General features: G+C 63.1%; 16 protein-coding genes. 9 read left to right on the top strand and 7 right to left on the bottom strand.

The window, feature by feature from the left end; genetic code table 11:
• Positions 1–40 precede the first annotated feature (40 nt).
• The 7 genes from LAC81_RS22575 to LAC81_RS22545 all read left to right on the top strand — a co-directional run bounded on the left by LAC81_RS22575 (position 41) and on the right by LAC81_RS22545 (position 7,832).
• Complete coding sequence (locus LAC81_RS22575; protein ID WP_223729415.1) at positions 41–1,666, top strand: amidohydrolase; 1,626 nt, start codon at positions 41–43, stop codon at positions 1,664–1,666.
• Positions 1,667–1,721: 55 nt separating this feature from the next.
• Positions 1,722–3,314, top strand: coding sequence for an ABC transporter substrate-binding protein (locus LAC81_RS22570; protein ID WP_223729414.1), 1,593 nt, complete (start codon positions 1,722–1,724; stop codon positions 3,312–3,314).
• Positions 3,315–3,395: 81 nt separating this feature from the next.
• The gene (locus LAC81_RS22565; RefSeq protein WP_223729413.1) at positions 3,396–4,331 is read left to right on the top strand and encodes an ABC transporter permease; all 936 of its coding nucleotides are present in this window, start codon (positions 3,396–3,398) and stop codon (positions 4,329–4,331) included.
• Between the two features lie 5 nt (positions 4,332–4,336).
• Positions 4,337–5,158, top strand: coding sequence for an ABC transporter permease (locus LAC81_RS22560; protein WP_034794912.1), 822 nt, complete (start codon positions 4,337–4,339; stop codon positions 5,156–5,158).
• Positions 5,155–6,066, top strand: a complete 912-nt coding sequence (locus tag LAC81_RS22555) for an ABC transporter ATP-binding protein (RefSeq protein WP_223729412.1) — start codon at positions 5,155–5,157, stop codon at positions 6,064–6,066. The genes LAC81_RS22560 and LAC81_RS22555 overlap by 4 nt, the downstream gene beginning before the upstream one ends.
• Positions 6,063–7,025 (top strand): ABC transporter ATP-binding protein, encoded by a 963-nt coding sequence (locus tag LAC81_RS22550; protein WP_223729411.1) that lies wholly within the window; start codon positions 6,063–6,065, stop codon positions 7,023–7,025. The genes LAC81_RS22555 and LAC81_RS22550 overlap by 4 nt, the downstream gene beginning before the upstream one ends.
• A gap of 102 nt (positions 7,026–7,127) precedes the next feature.
• Positions 7,128–7,832, top strand: a complete 705-nt coding sequence (locus LAC81_RS22545) for a gamma-glutamyl-gamma-aminobutyrate hydrolase family protein (protein ID WP_223729410.1) — start codon at positions 7,128–7,130, stop codon at positions 7,830–7,832.
• A gap of 86 nt (positions 7,833–7,918) precedes the next feature.
• On the opposite strand, the gene LAC81_RS22540 is transcribed toward LAC81_RS22545, so the two are convergent.
• Positions 7,919–9,226: an MFS transporter gene (locus tag LAC81_RS22540; RefSeq protein ID WP_223729409.1), complete on the bottom strand. Its 1,308-nt coding sequence runs from the start codon at positions 9,224–9,226 to the stop codon at positions 7,919–7,921.
• A gap of 506 nt (positions 9,227–9,732) precedes the next feature.
• On the opposite strand from LAC81_RS22540, the gene LAC81_RS22535 reads away from it, so the two are divergent.
• Positions 9,733–10,590 carry a LysR family transcriptional regulator gene (locus tag LAC81_RS22535; RefSeq protein WP_223729408.1) on the top strand — a complete coding sequence of 286 codons (858 nt, stop codon included), beginning with the start codon at positions 9,733–9,735 and terminating at the stop codon, positions 10,588–10,590.
• 151 nt (positions 10,591–10,741) lie between these two features.
• A complete protein-coding gene (locus tag LAC81_RS22530; RefSeq protein WP_223729407.1) occupies positions 10,742–12,136 on the top strand; it encodes an amidohydrolase family protein in 1,395 nt (464 codons plus the stop codon).
• A gap of 173 nt (positions 12,137–12,309) precedes the next feature.
• On the opposite strand, the gene LAC81_RS22525 is transcribed toward LAC81_RS22530, so the two are convergent.
• The 6 genes from LAC81_RS22525 to LAC81_RS22500 all read right to left on the bottom strand — a co-directional run bounded on the left by LAC81_RS22525 (position 12,310) and on the right by LAC81_RS22500 (position 19,964).
• Complete coding sequence (locus LAC81_RS22525; RefSeq protein ID WP_113541239.1) at positions 12,310–13,014, bottom strand: GntR family transcriptional regulator; 705 nt, start codon at positions 13,012–13,014, stop codon at positions 12,310–12,312.
• 223 nt (positions 13,015–13,237) lie between these two features.
• Complete coding sequence (locus LAC81_RS22520) at positions 13,238–14,434, bottom strand: cyanate transporter (protein ID WP_223729406.1); 1,197 nt, start codon at positions 14,432–14,434, stop codon at positions 13,238–13,240.
• A 217-nt stretch (positions 14,435–14,651) separates the two neighbouring features.
• Complete coding sequence (locus LAC81_RS22515; protein WP_223729405.1) at positions 14,652–16,364, bottom strand: dipeptide ABC transporter ATP-binding protein; 1,713 nt, start codon at positions 16,362–16,364, stop codon at positions 14,652–14,654.
• Position 16,365: 1 nt separating this feature from the next.
• Positions 16,366–17,262 (bottom strand): ABC transporter permease, encoded by an 897-nt coding sequence (locus tag LAC81_RS22510; RefSeq protein ID WP_113541236.1) that lies wholly within the window; start codon positions 17,260–17,262, stop codon positions 16,366–16,368.
• Positions 17,262–18,227: an ABC transporter permease gene (locus LAC81_RS22505; RefSeq protein WP_223729404.1), complete on the bottom strand. Its 966-nt coding sequence runs from the start codon at positions 18,225–18,227 to the stop codon at positions 17,262–17,264. The genes LAC81_RS22510 and LAC81_RS22505 overlap by 1 nt, the downstream gene beginning before the upstream one ends.
• 162 nt (positions 18,228–18,389) lie before the next feature.
• Positions 18,390–19,964, bottom strand: coding sequence for an ABC transporter substrate-binding protein (locus LAC81_RS22500; RefSeq protein WP_223729403.1), 1,575 nt, complete (start codon positions 19,962–19,964; stop codon positions 18,390–18,392).
• Between the last annotated feature and the right edge of the window lie 57 nt (positions 19,965–20,021).

Genomic DNA, 20,021 nt, shown 5'->3' with positions numbered 1-20,021 from the left:
GGCTCACGAAATCAGGCTGATAACAAAAGGGGGATTGTTAATGGCCTTCCAGCTTCACGCTGATCTTATCCTGCGCAATGGCCGCATCTGGCGGGGCAGGGAGGAGGGGATCAGCGAGGCCCTAGCCATCTGGCAGGGCAAGGTTCTGGCTACCGGCAGCGACGCCGATATGCTGAGCCTCAAGGGTCCGCACACCGAGGTCATCGACCTCGAAGGTCGTTTCGCCAGCCCCGGGCTCATTGACAACCATCTTCACCTGATCTCCACCGGCATCACCATGGGATGGGTCGATGCGACGCCTGCCGCCGCGCCGACGCTTGCCGCCCTTTTGGAAAAGCTTGCCGAACGCGCCGCCGCGACACCGAAGGGCAACTGGGTGCGGGCGCGGGGCTATGACCAGGTCAAGCTCGATGTCGGCCGGCATCCGACCCGCGAGGAGCTCGACCGCGCCGTTCCGGATCATCCCGTGCTTTTGACGCGCGCCTGCGGCCACGTCGCCATCGCAAATTCGCTGGCGTTCAGTCTGGCCGACGTGACGGAGGCGACGCCGGTGCCGGATGGCGGCGTGATCGGTACCACCGATGGCCGCCTCAACGGGTTCCTCGCGGAAAACGCGCAGAACCTCATCAAGACCGCTATGCCCGAGGTGACGACCGAGGAACTGATCGACGGCATCGAACGGGCCGGACGCTATCTTCTCTCGCTCGGCTTAACCAGCTGCATGGATGCGGCGGTCGGTCAACTCGCCGGCTTTGCAGAAATCCAGGCCTATGAGATGGCCAAGCTTTCGGGTCGGCTGCCGGTGCGCGTCTGGCTGACGCTGCTGGGTGATCCCGGTGTCTCGATCGTCGAGGATTCCTGGCGTGCAGGGCTCATTACCGGCGCGGGCGACGACATGTTGCGCGTCGGCGCGGTGAAGATCTTTCTCGACGGTTCGGCCGGGGGGCGCACCGCCTGGATGACGCAACCGTATCAGGGGGAGCCCGACAATATCGGCGTGCAGATGCTGCCGGATGCCGACGTCGAGGCGATCGTCAAATCCTGCCACGATCGGGGCTATCAGATGGCCTGCCACGCCATCGGCGACGGTGCGATCGAGCAGCTGGTCACAGCCTATGAAAAGGCGCTGGCCGCCAAGCCCGACCCGGATCGGCGTCACCGCATCGAGCATTGCGGCTTCTCGAGCCCCGACCAAGATCGACGCATGAAGGCGGCTGGCATCCTGCCGGCACCGCAGATGGCCTTCATCCACGATTTCGGCGACAGCTACGTTTCCGTGCTTGGCGAGGAACGCGGCAAGGCGTCCTACCAGATCGGCACCTGGATGCGCATGGGTCTCAAACCTTCGACAGGCTCGGACTCGCCGGTCTGCTCGCCCGATCCCTTCCCGAACCTTCACGCCATGATCACGCGCAAGACCGGCAAGGGCACCGTGATGGTGGAGACGGAGAAGCTGAGCCGCGAGGAAGCGTTGCAGGCCTATACGGAGTACGGCGCCTATTCGCAGAAGGCCGAGGGCGTGAAGGGCAGACTGGTGCCGGGCCAATGGGCCGACATTGCGGTCTTCGACAACGACCTGCTGGAAGCGCCGGCGGAAACCATCCTCTCAGGCACACGCTGCCTGATGACCCTGCTTGCAGGCCGCGTCGTGCATGACGCGCGCTGACGGCCTGCCGGACTGACCAACACAAAGCCGAAAACGGCACGAGAGGGAAAACAGCATGCTGAAAAGATTGACACTGGCCGCAATGCTCAGCCTCGGCGTGGCTACCGGGGCACTGGCCGCCGGCGAACGCCACGGCGGGACGCTCGTCTTCACCGCACCCTATGGTTCGAGCTTCGCCACGCTTGACGTGCAGGCAAGCCCGAACACGCAGGAAGAATTCATCACCCAGGCCATCCACCGCGCGCTCTACAGCTGGGATTCGATCCAGAACAAGCCGGTGCTGGAACTGGCAAGCTCGGAAGAGGTCTCCGACGACGGCACGGTGCACACCTATCACCTGCGCGACAACGCCGTCTTCCACAACGGCAAGCCGCTGACGGCTGACGACATCATCTACAGCTACAAGCGCATCGCCAACCCGAAGAACGCGTTCCCGGGCGCGAGCTACATCGCCGTCATCAAGGGCGCGGAAGAGTTCATTGCCGGCAAGGCACAGGAGATTTCCGGTCTCAAGAAGATCGACGACCACACGCTGGAGATCACCTATACCGGACCGATCAATCCCGGTTTCCCGCTGATGCAGAATACGACGGTGATCTATCCGTCAAACGTCGAGGATGAATCGAGCTTCGCCAAGACCCCCGTCGGCCTCGGCGCCTTCGTCTTCAGGGAGCACGTGCCGGGTTCGCAGGTCGTCGTCGAGAAGTTCGACAAGTACTACGAAGAGGGCAAGCCCTACCTCGACCGCATCAACATCGTGCTGATGGCCGAGGATGCCGCGCGCGACGTGGCTTTCCGCAACAAGGAAATCGACGTCTCGATCCTCGGTCCGACCCAGTACCAGGCCTATCAGGGTGAGGAAGCCCTCAAGGATCACCTGCTCGAAGTCGCCGAGGTCTATACGCGCAACATCGGCTTCAACCCGGCCTTCGAACCGTTCAAGGACAAGCGGGTCCGCCAGGCGATCAACCATGCGATCAACGCGCCGCTGATCATCGAAAGGCTCGTGAAGAACAAGGCATACCCCGCTTCAGGCTGGCTGCCGCTGTCTTCGCCTGCCTTCGACAAGGACAAGGCGCCTTACGCCTTTGATCCGGACAAGGCGAAGGCTCTGCTGGCCGAAGCCGGTTATGCCGATGGCTTCGAATTCGAAGTGACGGCGAGCCCGAACGAAAGCTGGGGCGTGCCGATCGTGGAAGCCATTCTGCCGATGCTGAAGAAGGTCGGCATCACCGTGAAGCCGAAGCCGGTCGAAAGCTCGGCCCTTGGCGACGCCGTAACGTCGAACAACTTCCAGGCCTTCATCTGGTCGAACCTGTCCGGTCCTGATCCGCTGAATGCGCTGCGTTGCTATTATTCCAAGACGGCGCAATCGGCCTGCAACTACGCAAGCTATTCGAGCCCGGATTTCGACAAGCTCTATGAGGCGGCCCAGCAGGAACGCGACCCGGCCAAGCAGAGCGATCTGCTCCGCCAGGCCAACAACATCGTGCAGGACGATGCGCCAGTCTGGTTCTTCAACTACAACAAGGCAGTCATGGCCTACCAGCCATGGATCCACGGCCTTGTTCCGAACGCGACGGAACTGGCGGTCCAGCCCTACGACGAAATCTGGATCGACGATACGGCTCCGGACGCACGCAAATAAGCCCTGAGAGGTTCGGGGCGGCTTCGGCCGCCCCACACATCAGTTGTCCCACCCATCCGGGTGGCCAAAATGGAACCGCTCATGCTTCGTTTTACCCTGCGCCGCATTCTGCAGGTCGTCCCGACGATCGTCGTGGTGGCGCTGCTGATCTTCGTTATCTTCTCCGTCGTTCCCGGTACCTTCGCGGCCAGCCTCTTTGCTGACGGCAAACGTGCCGCCGATCCGCAAATGATCGCTCGTCTCAACGAGGAATTCGGTCTGAACAAACCGCTGATGGAGCGCTTCGTGACCTACGTCACGGATCTCGCGCGGTTTGATCTCGGCACCAGCTTCCGCACGCGCCAGCCGGTCATCGACCTCATCAACGACCGCATGGGTGCCTCGCTTCAGCTTGCCGTCGCCGCCATGGTCTTTGCCATTGTCGTCGGCGTGCCGCTCGGCTTTCTCGCCGCACTCCGGCCCGGTTCGATCCTCGACACCGTGACGATGATCGGTGCGGTTTCGGGCCTTTCCATGCCGCAATTCTGGCTCGGCCTGTTGATGATGTATCTCTTTGCGCTGCAACTGAACTGGTTGCCCAGTTTCGGCTATGGTGACGGCTCATTGCGGAACCTTATCCTGCCGGCCGTGACCCTCGGCGTCACGCCGCTGGCGCTGCTCGCGCGCACCACGCGGGCGGGCGTGCTCGACGTGTTGAACGCCGATTTCATCCGCACCGCCCACTCCAAGGGCATGAGCGAGGCGAAGGTCGTGCGCTGGCATGTGGCGCGCAATGCGCTGGTGCTGATCGTCACCACCATCGGTCTGCAGTTCGGTTCGCTGATCGGCCAAGCGGTCGTCATCGAAAAGCTCTTCGCCTGGCCCGGGATCGGTTCGCTGCTGGTCGATAGCGTGGCGATCCGCGACATTCCCGTGGTGCAGGGCACGATCCTCGTCATCGTGCTGTGGTTCCTGATCATCAACACCGCCGTCGATCTGGTCTATGCCGCGATCGATCCGCGCATCAAGCAGGAGTGACGCCCGTGCGCCTCGGCTTCAACTTCTGGCTCGGCGCGACGCTGACTGCGCTCGTCATCTTCGCCGGTGTCCTTGCCCATTGGATCGCGCCCTTCGACCCGGTGCTCGATGCGGACCTGATGAACTCCGAACTGCCGCCGGACGCCACCTTCTGGTTCGGCACGGACGGGCAGGGACGGGACGTCTATACCCGCATTCTCTACGGCGCGCAGATCTCGCTGACCGTCGGTATCGTATCGCAGGTGATCAACTCGATCATCGGCGTCACGCTCGGCATGACCGCTGGTTACTGGGGCGGCTGGTGGGACGATCTGGTGAACGGTCTGACCAACGTCATGCTCGCCATCCCCTCGTTGATCTTCGCGCTCGCCGTGATGGCTGTGCTCGGCCCAGGCTTGCCGTCGCTGCTGATCGCGCTTGGCCTCACCAACTGGAGCTGGACCTGCCGCATCGCCCGGTCCTCGACGCTTTCGCTGAAATCGCAGGGCTATGTGCAGGCGGCCCAAACTCTCGGCTATGGTGACCTGCGCATCATGTTCACGCAGATCCTGCCCAACATGATGGGGCCGATCCTCGTCATGGCGACGCTCGGCATGGGGTCGGCAGTGCTGTCGGAAGCGGCACTCTCCTTCCTCGGGCTCGGTATCCAGCCGCCGTTCCCGAGCTGGGGCTCGATGCTGACTGACGCCCGCCAGCTCATCCAGCTCGCGCCCTGGGCGGCGCTTTTCCCCGGCCTTGCCATCTTCCTCTCGGTGCTCGGCTTCAACCTTCTCGGCGATGGACTGCGCGACAGCCTCGATCCGCATATGAGGACGCGCAAGCCATGACTCAGCCGCTTCTCGACATCAGGGACCTGCGCCTCGGCGTTTCGCTTGGCCGCTCCAGTCACCATCCGCTGCTCAAGGGCGTCTCCTTCCAGATCATGCCCGGCGAAGCCTATGGTCTCGTTGGCGAGTCCGGTTCCGGAAAATCGGTCACATCGCTCGCTGTCATGGGGCTCTTGAAAAGACCGCTCGCCGTTACCGGTGGCGAGATATTGTTCAAGGGGCAGAACCTGCTGGCGCTGCCGAAGCGTGAAATGCGGCGCCTGCGCGGCAATCGCATCGCCATGATCTTCCAGGAACCGATGACCGCGTTGAACCCGCTTTCGACGGTCGGACGCCAGATCGCGGAAATGTTCGTGCTGCATCAGGGAAAAAGCTGGGCGGAAGCTGAAAAGCTCGCTGTCGAGGCGCTAGGGAATGTCCGCGTGCCCAACCCGGATCGCCGTGCCAAGAACTACCCGCATCAGATGTCCGGCGGACTGCGCCAGCGCGTGATGATCGCGATGGCGCTTGCCTGCAGTCCGGACCTTTTGATCGCCGACGAGCCGACGACGGCACTCGATGTGACCGTACAGGCCGAGGTGTTGCGCCTCATCAAGGAACTCTGCGCGGCGCGCGGCACGGCGGTTCTCTTCATCAGCCACGACCTCGGCGTCATCGCCAGCATCTGCCAGCGCGTCGGCGTGATGTATTCGGGTTGCCTTGTCGAGGAAAACGAGACGCGGGCGCTCTTTGAAAGCCCGCGGCATGAATATACCCGCGGCTTGCTCGGCGCACTGCCGCGCCTTGGCAGCCGCAGCGAACATGGGCGGCAGCGGCTCGTCGATATCGACAGCATCATCGCCGATCGCTCGAGGCTGACCGAGAGCCGCTTCATCGCGCCACGTGAACTGGAAGGGAGCCAGACATGACCGCTCCGCTGCTGCAGGTGGATGATCTCCACGTTCGTTTCCCGATTTCCGGCGGTGGCTTGCTCGGCAAAGGACGGCGCACGCTCCACGCCGTCAACGGCATCAGCTTCGAACTCGCCAAGGGCGAATGCCTGTCGATCGTCGGCGAGTCCGGCTGCGGCAAATCGACGACGGCTCTTTCCATCCTCGGACTGCAGGAGCCGACCGAGGGCATGATCCGCTATCGCGGTCAGCCGCTCGCGGGAGCCGGCGCGCCGCACCGGATGGACAGGGCGAAAGCGGTGCAGATGGTGTTCCAGGACCCCTATGCCTCGCTCAACCCGCGCCAGTCCGTGCGCACCTCGCTCGCCGCACCGCTGCGGCTGCACGGCATCACCGCCGCTTCGGAAATTGAGAGCCGCATCGAGGCGATGCTGAAGAATGTCGGCCTGACGCCCGAACAGGCAGGGCGCTATCCGCACGAATTCTCCGGGGGCCAGCGCCAGCGCATCGGCATCGCCCGCGCGCTGATCCTCGAGCCTGAGATCGTCGTGCTCGACGAGCCGGTCTCGGCCCTCGACGTGTCGATCCGTGCGCAGATCATCAACCTCCTGCTCGACCTTCAGGAAAAACTCGGCCTCTCCTATCTGATGATCAGCCACGATCTGAGCGTGGTGGAGCATATGAGCGACCGGGTGCTGGTGATGTATTTCGGCGAAGTTGTGGAAGAGGGCGGCTGGCGCGAGATCTTCGAGGCGCCCACCCATCCCTACACGCGCCGCCTGATCGCCGCCATTCCTGACCCGGATGCGGCGCTGAAGCCGGCGGCCATGCAGGGGAGCGACGCCAACGTGCCGCAACTTGCCGGCCGCCGCTTCGTTTCCGATGGCAGCACCGCGCCGGATGTCTTTACCGCCCCTGTTCGATCCGAACTGATCGAGATCGGCGGGAACCATAGGGTTCGGATGGCTTTGGTCTAGTCCGGGGACGCGGTCAGCGAAGCCCGGTTCCGCCCTGCCGCAAGGATAGGCTAGGTTGGCCGACGTTCGAGCGTGGAATCTCTGAAATCTAGGATGAACCCGATGAAAAGCATGCCGAAGATCGCCGTGATCATGGATGAAAACACCAGTTCAGGTGGCGGACGTTACGACACCTCGAGGAATTACTTCTCCGCGATCCGCCGCGCCGGCGCCTTTGCCTTCGGCATCCCGTATATTCCCGATCTCGTCGAGCAGGTCGTCGAGGAGTTTGATGGGTTCTTAAGCGTCGGCGGCCGCATCAATTTTCCGAAGAGCTGGTATGTCGAAGGAGACCAATCCCAGTACCCGCCATCGGATCGCCTTGCCGTCGATGTGGCATTGATGGAAAGCTTCCTTGCGCGCGACAAGCCTGTGCTCGGCATCTGCAACGGCATGCAGATGCTCGGCTGCCTCAACGGCTGCCGGATGGTTTCGGATGTCCATTCGTCGTGGCCCGCAGCGCTCAACCACGACCAGGCCAATTTCTCGCATGACGTCCGCGTCGTCGCCGGCACCAGAATGGCTGGTATCTTCGGCGCCGAGACATTCGCCGTGAACACGTTTCATCGCGAGGCGATCGTGGAGGTATCCGACGCTGTGACCGTTGCCGCCCGGGCCCCGGATGGAGTGGTCGAAGCGATCGAGATCGGCTCGCAGTCCTTTGCCATGGGGCTTCAATGGCACCCGGAGATGCTGGACGCTGAAAGCCATCCGGGCGCACGCGTCTTTGACGCATTCGTGGAAGCTGCCAGCCGCCGATCCCGTTGACGCCTAGTACGGCTGAGCGCATCGCGCTTTCAACGGAAGCGCGCTCCGCGATATTTCATCGCGAGGACAAGCTTCCGTTGGCGCGTTTAGTTGTTGTGGCCGCTGTAGTGTAACAGTTCCGGGACGCGCAGAGCGAGGATCGCAAGCGAAATGGCCAGCAACGTGCCACTGATCAGCGCGACATTGGCGATGCCGACGATTTCTGCCGCGGAGCCGAGCACCAGGCTCGAAACCGGCATGACGCCGATCGTCAATTCCTGAATGCCCATCACGCGTCCTTGCACGTGCGGTTCCGTCATCATGAGCATGAGCGTGGTCTGCAGGACACCGAACGGCGATGCCGAAAATCCGATGAGCCCCATGAGAACAAACGACAGAGGCATCGTGGATGATAGTGCGAAGACAGCCCAAAGGCCGCCCCAGACCGCCGTTCCGATCAGAAAGAGGCCGCCCTTGTAGCGGAAGTCCCCGAGGCTGGCGATGACGAGGGCGCCGGCCAGGCTGCCGGTGCCCGCGCATGCCAGCAGCAAGCCGAGCCCCTGTGGCGTCAGACCCAGATGTTCCTTGGCAACAACAGGCATGAAGCCCTGGTAGATAGGCCACAACAGAATATTGGCCAAGAACGTGACACCCAGGACGGACCTAAGGAGGACGTTCCCGGAGATGGTGCGAAAGCCTGCCGCCACGAGGCTCGCGAAGTCTTCTCCTCGATGCTGCTCGCGGCTGTTCTTCAGGTTCCGCATCGGCCAGAGCGCTATGAACGAAACGAGATACCAGCAGGCGGAGATGGCGAGCGCCGAGGCAGCGCCGAATGCGACGATCATCGTCCCCCCAAGCGCCGGACCGATCATCTGCGTCATGCTCAGCACAAGCGAGTTCAGGGCATTGGCGTTGCTGAGCTTTTCGCGATCGACGAGATCGGCGACCAGTGCGAAACGTGCCGGCTGAGACGGAGATTGCGCCAGGCCAATGCAGAAGCCACCAAAGACCAGGCCCCAGAAGGATATCTTGTCGAGTGCCACCAGCAGCGCGATCGCGCTGAGGACGGCAAAGGCCCAGCCTGACGCAACCAAAAGCAGCCTCGGCCGGTCGAAGCGGTCCGAGATCACGCCGGCGAGCGGACCGAACATCATCGGGCCCAGCCTTGCCGCGGTGAAGAGGGCGACGGAAAACTCCGAACGGGTGGTCTCGAACACCAGCCAGCCGAGCACGAGCGTCTGTGTCCAGACACCGCCGAAGAAGAAAAGGTTGGATATCCAGAGTCTTCGGTAGCCTGGATAAAGGATAAGGGACGACGCGATCCGGGCCAGGAAGCCGGCGCGAGGCGCGGATGACGAAGAACGCCCGCTCGCGATAGTGTCGGAACGCATGGCGCCCTCAAGGTCTTCAATCATTGCATCGCACCTTTCCAGGCAGCCAGTCGCCGAGGGGCTGGATCTCTTTTTGCGAGAGGTGGCTGCTCGTTGCGGCGTCTGGGGTGTCAATGCGGATTTCGCCGCTGCCGCATTGCGCAATTCGCGACCGGAGACCGCGACATGGCTCCGGCTATAGGACTGTTCTCGACGGTTCGGAAATTAAGAAAACCGATGGAAAGCATTGCGTTGGAGAATGGTAGCAGGCGCTAAGTTCCGTCTCAAACGTGACGATCCCTCATGAGCTCGTCGGGTCCATATTTGGCGAGCTCTAGGGTTATCGGGCTGATGAAGGCAAAGGGCGGGCATCGCCCCCGAGGCGACGCCGGCTCTTTTCTCTTTGCATGCAGATTGTATACAATGTAATAAATTCAGCGCATTCAAAGCGCGACGCGTGAACTGTGGACTTCCCGGGGATCGCACGATTGCGCTCCATTTCGGAGCCGTCATCCTCGCCAGCAATCGGTTCCAGTGCATTTGGGGGACGAATGAACCGCTATCCCATGTTCAATCCCCAGCTGTTGCTCAGCTTTGTGGCCATTTGCGAATGCAACAGCTTCACCCGGGCCGCCGAGCGGGTGAATCTTTCGCAGTCGACTGTCAGTCAGCAAATTCGCCGGCTGGAGGAAATGCTCGGGAAAGCGCTCTTCGAGCGCTCGTCGCATCTGGTGCAATTGACGGAAGAGGGCGTCAAGTTGCTGAGCTATGCGCGTCGTATCATCGCGCTGAACGAAGAGGCGCATGATGCCCTGGCCGGGCCCTGGCGTGACGGGGTGCTGCGCTTGGGGATGCCCGAAGACTTCATGGTGCCGACGGCCGATCTTCTGGCATCGTTCAACGGCCAGCATCCGCACTTGCGATTGGACGTGACGAGCGGGCTCAGCGCCGATCTGCAACACGCCTATCGGGACGGGGACCTCGATCTCATCCTCGTCAAGCAGCGCCGCAAGCAACAGCCGCGCGCGGCGAGGCCTGAACCCTTGCTGTGGTTGGACAGTCTCGTGCGCCCGGCGATCGAACAGGTGCCGGTGCCCCTGGCTGTGTTCCCGCTCAACGGTCTCTATCGGGAGGAATTGTGTCAGGTGCTCGACACCCTCGGCATTCGCTGGCGCATCAGCTACAGCAGCGCCAGCCTGGCAGCGCTCGCTGCCGCCTCCGCTGCCGGGCTTGGTGTCAGCTTGTTGCCCGCGAGCTGCCGGCTGTCTTCCCACCGCGTGCTGGGCGCGGCTGAACGTCTGCCGTCCGTCGATGACTTCGAACTGGCGCTGTTTTACCGCGACGATGCCAGCCCTGCAGCACTGGCGCTGGCGGAACGTCTCATCGAGTATTGCGACCTCAGGCGGTAGCGACGGGGCGCACCCCTTTGCTATTCGTGAATGCCGTGATGTTGTCCGCTCGCATTGGCAAATCGAATAGCCAGCATTGGCAAATGTCGCTGCCATGCCGTCCCGCCGTTCGGTAAATTGGCGGCTCTAACCAATCCATGATGAGGCAATAATGTTGGAACAGATGCTACCACAAAGCCGCAGGACCTTTCTGAGCCGCACCGGGTCGCTGACCACGGCGTGCGCTGTCGCTGGGTTGTCCGGTGGGGCGGTTCGCGAGGCATCGGCCAGCGCGGGCAAGAGCGTCGGCGAGACGAACACCAAGACGCTCGCGGATCGCCATTACATCCTGACCGGCGTGCGACTGGAGGAAGGGTTCGAATATGACGGCGATGTCGTCGTCGCCACCCGGACCGCGCTCTACGGCCTGGAGATCAAGGACGGCGCGATCGTCGCTCTGCATCCGGAAAATGCGAACCTGCCCGAGGGCGTGCCGCGCTATCAGGCGAATGGGCAACTGTTGCTGCCGCAGATGCGCGATATGCACATCCATCTCGACAAGACGTTTTATGGTGGCCCGTGGCAGGCGCCGCGCCCGCGTCAGGGCAAGACCATCATGGACATGATCGCGCTCGAAGAGAAGCTGCTGCCTCAGTTGCTGCCGACCTCGCGTGAACGCGCCGAGGGGCTGATCGCCCTTTTGCAGTCCAAGGGAAGCACCGCCGCCCGCAGCCATTGCAACATCGACCCGGTCAGCGGTCTCAAGAGCCTCGAACACCTGCAGCAGGCGTTGGAAAACCATCGCGATGATTTCGTGTGCGAAATCGTCGCTTTCCCGCAGCACGGCCTGCTTCACTCCAAGGTCGATGGCCTGATGCGCGAAGCGATGCAGATGGGCGTTCAATATGTTGGTGGCCTGGATCCGACGAATGTCGACGGTGCGATGGAAAAATCGCTCGACGCCATGTTCCAGATCGCGCTCGATGCCGGCAAAGGGGTGGATATCCACCTGCACGAAACCAGCCCGGCCGGCGTTGCCGCGGTCAACTACATGATCGACACCGTCGAGAAGAATCCCGCTCTGCGCGGAAAAGTGACGATTAGCCACGCCTTCGCGCTGAGCACGCTTGCTCCTGAGGCTCTGGAAGAGACCGCCACGCGGCTGGCGGAACAAAAGATCTCGATTGCCTCAACGGTGCCGATCGGTTTGGTGATGCCCCTGCCGCAGCTGGCCGAGAAGGGGGTCTTTGTCATGACCGGAACCGATAGCGTGATCGACCACTGGTCGCCGTTCGGCAGCGGCGACATGCTGGAGAAGGCGTATCTCTACGCGCAGCTTTATCGCGGGTCGGACGAGTTCCGCCTCTCGCGGTCGATGTCCATTGCCACCGGAGGCATCCTGCCTCTCGACGACAAGGGCAAGCGCGCCTGGCCGAACGTCGGCGACGAGGCCTCGTTCACGCTCGTCGGAGCAAGCTGCTCGGCCGAGGCGGTCGCCCGCGTACCGGCGAGAACTGCGACGTTCCACAAGGGGCGTCTCGTGTCGGGTGGGGTTGGCGAAGCCTGACGAGTTGGGCGCTTGCGTGCCACGACAGCGCTTGTCATCGCGAGGCGGCAGTGGCCGCCTCGTTCACAGTCGAAGTGACGCAAGGGCCGATAGCCCCGATGTCTAGGAGATGGCTCGCGCGCCGGACCAGCCTGCAAGGCTCCCGGATATCCTCCGGCAGCGCCGCACCTTGCCTAGGCCAGGCCCTCTGCCACGGCGTAGGCGGAGAGCACTTCCTTGATGTTTCTGTCGCCGTCGGTCGGAAGCAGTGCACGGGTCGTCACCGAATCGAGGTGATGCGCCATGAGGGCCGCCGCCTCGTCGGTCTTGCCGGCAATCAATTTGTCCAGCAGGTCCTGGTGTTCCGACACGGCGCATTCCGATGAATGCGGCCGGCCGTAGAGCGCGAGGATCAGGGAACTGCGGGCGACCAGTTCGTTCACGTAGCGGATGAGGCTGGTATTGTTCGTCATCTGCGCCAGCAGCGTATGGAATTCTCCGGCTAGCCGGATCGATTGAGCACGCTCCTTCTTCGCGGCCTCCTCGGCGGCGATATGAGACGAGAGAACGTCGATCTGCTCGCGCGTGAGTTTTCCCGAAAGCGTCTCGACCACCAGCCGTTCCAGCGCCATTCGGGTCAGGAACAGATTGCGGCCCTCCTCAAGCGTCGGTCGTGCAACCACGGCGCCCCTGTTTGGCCGCAGTTCCACCAGCCCCTCCTCGCTGAGGCGGACCAGCGCCTCGCGCACCAGGGTTCGGCTGACACCCAATCGTTCGCCGATCGAATCTTCGGGCAGCTTTGATCCCGGAGACAGCGCCTGATCGAGGATCGCGCGTTTCAGGACGCGATGAACGGCATGAGCGCGGCCGCCACCTCCTTCGCTCTCTTTCTTTGCCATTCGGGTCACTCCAAGCCGTCGCAATTATTTCTTCGAATTGCATACAAATCGGCGAGCTGTCCAGTGATTTGGCGTTTGGATCACGGCAACAGCGGCGACCCCAAAAGTCGGTTCTCGAAAAGTCAGGCGCCAGGAAGCGCCCTTCGTGCCCGCGCGTGGGTCGGCAAGATGCGGCCAGCACGCGCGAAGCGAGGCAAGGCCGCACCCTTTCGAGGGCAATGTCTCAGACGGGCGACTGCATGGCCTGCGCGTAACGTGACGGGTTGAAGCGCATGTAGAGGAAGAACACGCCGATAACGCAGGCCAGATGCAGCGTCCATCCGGGAGCGAAGCTGCCGCTGATGTTGTGCAGAAACGCCGTTGCAAAGGGGCCGAGCGACGCGATCAGGAAGCCGCCACCCTGCATCAGCGCCACCAGTACGCCGGCCTCTTGCGGCCGCGGCAGGTGGTCGAGGGCGGTGACGATCGCCAGCGAGAAGCTGCTGCCGAGGCCGGCTCCGCAGAGGCCAACCCAGATCGCGGGCGCTGCCTCCGGCAGGAACGCAAGGCCGGCAAAGCCGATCGCCTGCATGGCCAGTGTCAATCGCAGGAAGGCGCGGCGATCGATGTTGTGGCGGGCCAGGACTGGGAGGCCAAGGGCGCCAGCCGCCTGACAGATCGCCATCAACGCCACAAGGTTACCGCTGTCGCCGCTGCTCCAGCCGAGTGACTGATAATAGGATGCAAGCCAGGCGACGGCGGAGGAGTAACCGGCGTTGACGAGCCCGAAGGCGATGATCAGCGTCCAGGTCCGGGGACGGCGGAGCAGCCGGCCGGTCAGAGCCTTGTCCGGTCGCTCGCTGCGCGAATCCGATAGGATCAGCCATGCGGCACCGAGAGCGACGATCGCGGGGGCCGCAAGCCAGGCAAGGGCCGGGCGCCAGCCGTAGCCGGTGCTGACGAGGAATGGCGTCAGCCGTGCGCCGAGCGCGCCGCCACCCATCAGGACCGCGGAGTAAAGGCCGGTGACGACAGGTATGCTGCGCGGAAACTCAGCCTTAATGATCCCGGGGAAAGCGGCCTGGATAAAGGCGACGCCGGCGCCGCAAAGGGCAGCCGTCATGACCAGGGCCACGCCACCCGGTGCGACGAGCCGGAGCAGAGAGCCGGCCGCCAGCACCAGCATGGCAATGAGAATGCCGCGCCGCGTGCCGATCATGGCCTGCAGCGAGGGGGAAATGAAGGCGCCCACGCCCATCAGCATCATCGGCAGCAGTGTCAGCAGCGCCAGACTGCCATATCCCATGCCGGTATCGGCGACGATCTCGGCCAGCACTGGCCCCGGAGCGGTGAGAAACGGCCGAAGGTTGACGGCGACCAGCACGACGAGAATGAGCAGCATCCATTGGCGGCCCGTCGTGGGCTCTGATGATTTGGGCATGATCGGGTATTTCCTTTACGTATTCTTCTTGTTTTTGAGGCCCCGGAGGGCACTTGCGCGGTGGCGCATCAATCTTTCGCGATGGGCATGAGCTCCAGGGCGATCAGTCCAGTCAGGCCAGCGGCATGCTGACTGGGGTGTCGGTGATCGGCCCCCGATCCCGCCGGCCCTGGCCGGCGAGATGCGGGAAATCCGTATTGGTCTATGTCCGCCACTGCTAGGCCGAAGCCAGTTCCCGCCCCAGAATGCGCTCGACGGAAGGGGCAAGGCGGAGAAGCTCGCGCGTGTACTCGTGTTTCGGCGTGGTGAAGAGGGTCTCGGTATCCGCAAGCTCGACGATCTCTCCCGCCTTCATCACGGCGACGCGGTCGCACATCTGGCGGATCACGGCGAGGTCATGGCTGATGAACAGCATGGAAAGACCGGCAAGGTCGCGCAGATCCTTCAAAAGGTTGAGGAGCTGTGCCTGCACCGAGACGTCGAGCGCCGAGGTCGGCTCGTCGCAGATGAGCAGCGAGGGATGCGGCCCGAGCGCGCGGGCGATGGCGATGCGCTGGCGCTGGCCGCCGGAGAAGGCGTGCGCGAAGCGCGCGCCGGCGTCGGCGGGAAGGCCGACTGCTTCGAGCAGCGTCTTGGCGTCCTGCCGGGCTTCCTCGGCATTGGAGGCCAGCTTGTAGAAGAGGATCGGTTCAGCAATAGCAGCGTTGATGCGCAGCCGCGGATTGAGCGCCGAGTATGGATCCTGGAACACCATCTGAAGCGACTGGCGGATCGATTTCTCGCGTCGGGCGCCGAGCGCCGTTCCCTGGAAATCGATGGAGCCGGCGCTCTGGGTGACGAGACCGGCGATGGTATTGGCAACCGTGGTCTTGCCGCAGCCGGATTCGCCGACGAGGCCGAAAATCTCGCCGCGCCGGACATCGAACGAGACGCCCTTGACGGCCTTGAAGGCCGCTGCCTTGCGAAGCAAGCCGCGCCCGCCATACTCCACGGCGAGATCGCGCACCGAGAGCACCACCTCGTCGCGACTGCCGGTCTCGCTCTTTGCACTCTTGCGGCGCACCGAAGCGCGCGCGTCGAGCGTCACCTGCGTTTCTTCGCTCGGCACCGGCAGGCGATCGAGGCGCGTATCGATCGGCGGTACGGCCGCGATCAGCGTGCGGGCATAGGGCGCCTTGGGTGCCGTCAGCACCTCACGGGTCGGGCCGCTTTCCACGACCGCACCGTTCTGCATGATGGTGACGCGGTCGGCGATCTCCGCAACGACGCCCATATTGTGGGTGACGAGCAGCACGCCGACGCCCCGCTCATCGGCAAGGTCACGGATGAGCTTGAGGATCTGGGCCTGCACCGAGACGTCGAGCGCCGTCGTCGGTTCGTCGGCAACGATCAGTTGCGGATTGCAGGCAAGCGCCGTGGCAATGACCACGCGCTGACGCTGACCGCCGGAAAGCTGGTGCGGATAGCTGCCGAGCCGGCGTTCAGGCTCCGGAATGCCGACGGCCTTCATCAATTCCAGCGCGCGGGCCTTCGCCTCTCTGGCGGAAAGCTTCAGGTGCGTGAGCATGCCCTCGCAAAGCTGGCTTTCCACCGTGAAGAGCGGGTTGAGGCTCGTCATCGGATCCTGGAAGATCGCGCCGACGTCGCGCCCGGGCACGATGCCCTCGGTACGACCGGTGCGAAGGTTGATCTCCTTGCCGGCAATGACGATCGAACCGGCGGCGATCTTGCCTGGTGCCTGCAGCAGACCCATCAGCGCATTGCCGACAGTGGTCTTGCCGGCGCCGGATTCGCCAACGAGAGCGTGGATTTCCCCGGGGCGGATCGTGAGGTCAATGTCTTTGACGGCCGTCAGCGTGCTGCCGTTGGCCAGGGGATACTCGACACGAAGATTGCGGATGTCGAGGACGGGGCGCGTTGTTTCGGTCATCTCATCTCGCCATCAGTTTCGGGTTGAAGTGGTCGCGCAGATAGTCGCCGATCACGTTGACTGCGAGCACGAGGATGACCAGCACCGTCGCCGGCATCACCGCGATCCACCAGAGACCGGAGAACAGGAACTGGTTGCCGATGCGGATCAGCGTGCCGAGCGAAGGATAGGTCGGCGGCATGCCTGCACCAAGGAAGGAGAGCGTCGCCTCCGTCAGGATCGCGCCGGCAAGGTTGATCGTGGCGATGACCATCACCGAACTCATGATGTTCGGCAGGATATGGCGGCCCATGATGCGGGCGGACGGCAGGCCGATGACCTTGGCGGCGCGCACATAGTCTCTCGCGATCTCCACCATTGTCGAGGCGCGCACGGTTCGCGCATATTGCACCCATTCGTTGATGGCGATCGAGAAGATCAGCACCAGCGGCGCCCAGGCGAGCATCGTATCGGCGCTAAGCTGCGCGCGGGCGATGCCGCTGATGAGCAGCGCGACGAGAATGGTCGGGAAGCTGACGAAGACATCGGCGATGCGCATCACGACGCCATCGACAACGCCGCCGAAGAAGCCGGCAATGAGCCCGAGTACGACGCCGAGTACGGCCGCAAAGACCACTGCGCCGAGACCGATGATGACGGAAATCCTCAAGCCGAAGAGGATGACGGAGACGAGATCGCGTCCCTGGTTGTCGGTGCCGAGCAGGAAGCGGGAATCACCGCCCTCCATGAAAACAGGGGGAATCTCCATGTCCATCAGCGAATAGGACGAGACGTCGCGCGGGTCCATCGGCGCGATCATCGGGGCGAAGATCACGAGGATCAGCATGACGACGAGCACCACACCGGCGATCATCACGGAAACCGGCGGAAGCCGGCGCATCAGGGATTGCGTGGCCATTATCGTGTCCTCAGGCGCGGATCGATGAAGGTGTAGAGAATGTCGACGATCATGTTGATCATCACGAACAGGAAGCCCACGAACAGAAGGTAGGCGGCCAGCACCGGCACGTCGGGATAACCGACGGCGTTGGTGAACAGCAGGCCCATGCCGGGCCACTGGAACACCGTCTCGGTGACGATCGCGAAGGCGATGAGCTGGCCGATCTGCAGGCCCGTGACGGTAACGACCGGCATCAATGCGTTGCGCAGCGCCAGGCGGCCGTAGATATAGGTCTTGGGCAGGCCGCGCGCGAAGGCGAAGCGAATGTAGTCCGACGACAGGACGTCGATCATTTCGGACCGCACAAGCCGCATGATCAGTGTGAGCTGGAACAATGCCAGCGTGATCGACGGCAGGATCAGGGACTTCAGGCCCGAGAGCGAGAGGAAGCCCGTCTGCCAGAACCCGATATCGACGAGATCGCCGCGTCCGGAGGATGGCAGCCATCTGAGGTTCACGGCGAAGACTAGGATCAGCAGCAGGCCGGTGACGAAGGTGGGCATGGAGATGCCGACGAGGGTTGCTGACTGGGTCAGTCGCGAGAAGAAGGCGTGCGGCTTCAGTGCGCAGAGCACGCCGAGCGGGATGCCGAGCGACAGGGCCAGCACTGTGGCAACGATCACCAGCTCCAGCGTGGCGGGAAGGCGACTGAGCAGCAGCGTCGTGACCGGCTGCTGGTAGCGATAGCTTGTGCCGAGATCGCCGGTCAGCACCTGGCCTACGAATTTGACGAACTGGGTGACTACCGGCTTGTCGAGGCCGAGCGCAGCGCGCACGGCATCCTTTTCTGCCTGGGTCGCGCCCTCGCGAACCATCGAGGCGACGGGGTCGCCGACGAAGCGGAACATGACGAAGGCGATGGCCGTCACCGCGACCATCACGAGGATGGCCTGAAGCAGCCTGACTGAAAGAAGTCTGATCATCGGATAGTCCTTAGGGGGAGCGATCTTGCCCAAAGGGCGGCCACCGGGCTGTGCGCTCCCGCGTCCTCCGTGCCGTTTCCGGCCCTGGAGGGGTTGACCCGGTTTGCGGTCCAGTCCCGGCGGGCTTGCGCGCGCCAGGACCGGCCTCGGGAGTATCCCGACTTACTTCTTAATCTGCGCGAACCACGGACGAACGTACTCGTCCGGGAACTGCGGCATGTCGACCTTGCTGTTCATCGCCCAGGCGACCGGCTGCTGGTGCAGCGGCAGGTAGAGCACCTGGTCATGGGTGATGCGGAAGGCATCCTTCAGCATCTGCACGCGCTTGGTCTCGTCAAGCTCGCTTGCGGCGGCATGAGCCAGCTTGTCGATATCAGGGTTGGACAAGCCGTCGGCGTTGCTGCCGCCGAAGGTGCCGTCATTGGTCGCCAGCAGCGCCTGCAGCGGGCTGAACCCGTCCATCGGCGGCAGTGAAGCCCAACCGAGAAGATAGACGTCGAACTCGCCCTTGTCGGTCCTCGGGAAATAGGTCGTCTTGCTCTCGACGCTCACATTGGCCTGGACACCGATCTGCGCCCACATGGAGGCAACTGCAAGGCAGATCTGCTCGTCGGCGATGTAGCGGTCGTTGGGGCAGGCGAGGCCGGTCTTGAAGCCGTTCGGGTAGCCGGCTTCGGCCAGTAGCGCCTTGGCCTTGGCGACATCATAGGGCAGCGGCACGTCGATGGATTCGTCATAACCGGTCACTGCCGGCGCGACCAGCATGCCGGCCGTGCGCGACTTGCCCCGCATCAGGCGCTTCTGGATCGTGTTGGTGTCGATTGCGTGCCACAAAGCCTGGCGTACGCGTACATCGCGCAGCGGATTGGGCTGGCCCGGCGTCGCGTGAAGTTCCGGGCGGTAGCTGAAGACGAAGAAGATCGTGCGCAGCGATGGGTTTTCGACGACCTTCAGCCCATCGGTGGCCGCAATGCGGTCGATGTCCTGCAGCGGCACCGGCGCAATCATGTCGACTTCGCCCGACAGAAGGGCGGCGACACGGGTAGCGTCGGAGGCGATCGGACGGAACTCGACTTCGTCCAGATTGTGCTGCGGCTTGTCCCACCAGTCCTTGTTCACTTCGAAGACGGAACGCGAATCCGGCTCGTAGGCCTTCAGCTTGAAGGCGCCCGTGCCGTTGGCATGGTTGCTGGCATAGGTGACGACGCCCGTCGAAGCGTTGCCCGGCTTCAGTGCGTCATGCTCTGCCATCCACGGCTTGCTCATGATGTAGATGGCAGCAAGGTCGTTGAGGAGCAGCGGATAGGGCGCGCGGAGGATCAGATCGACGGTATACTCGTCCACCTTCTCGACGCCGACAACGGTGGAGAGGTTCTCGCGGTTGCGCGCTCCGGGATCGATCTGGCGCTGGATCGTCGCCACGACGTCGTCGGCGTTGAAGGGCTGGCCTTCATGAAACTTCACGCCCTGGCGCAGCTTGAAGCGCCAGCGGGTGGGCTCGACGACTTCCCAGGAAGTGGCGAGTGCCGGCTCCAGCTTCAGATCCTTGTTGCGGCGCACCAGCGGATCGAAAACCATGTGGTGTACGCTCTGGGTGAAGCTGTCGACCTGTGCGTTCGGGTCGTAGGAAATGACGTCGCCGGATGATGCCCAGCGCAGCGTCTCGGCAAATGCGGGCGCAGACAGAGGCGCCATGAGGGCGAGTCCGGCCAAAAGGGTCTTTATAGAGGTCTTCACTGGTTTCTCCCATTTAACGTATACATATTGTCTTTGCTATTGGATACGAATGTTCCC

Origin of the sequence: Ensifer adhaerens (genome assembly GCF_020035535.1) — a bacterium.
Taxonomy (GTDB): Bacteria; Pseudomonadota; Alphaproteobacteria; order Rhizobiales; family Rhizobiaceae; genus Ensifer.
The sequence above is the reverse complement of the archived record's forward strand: the minus strand, read 5'-3'. Positions and strand labels throughout refer to the sequence as shown.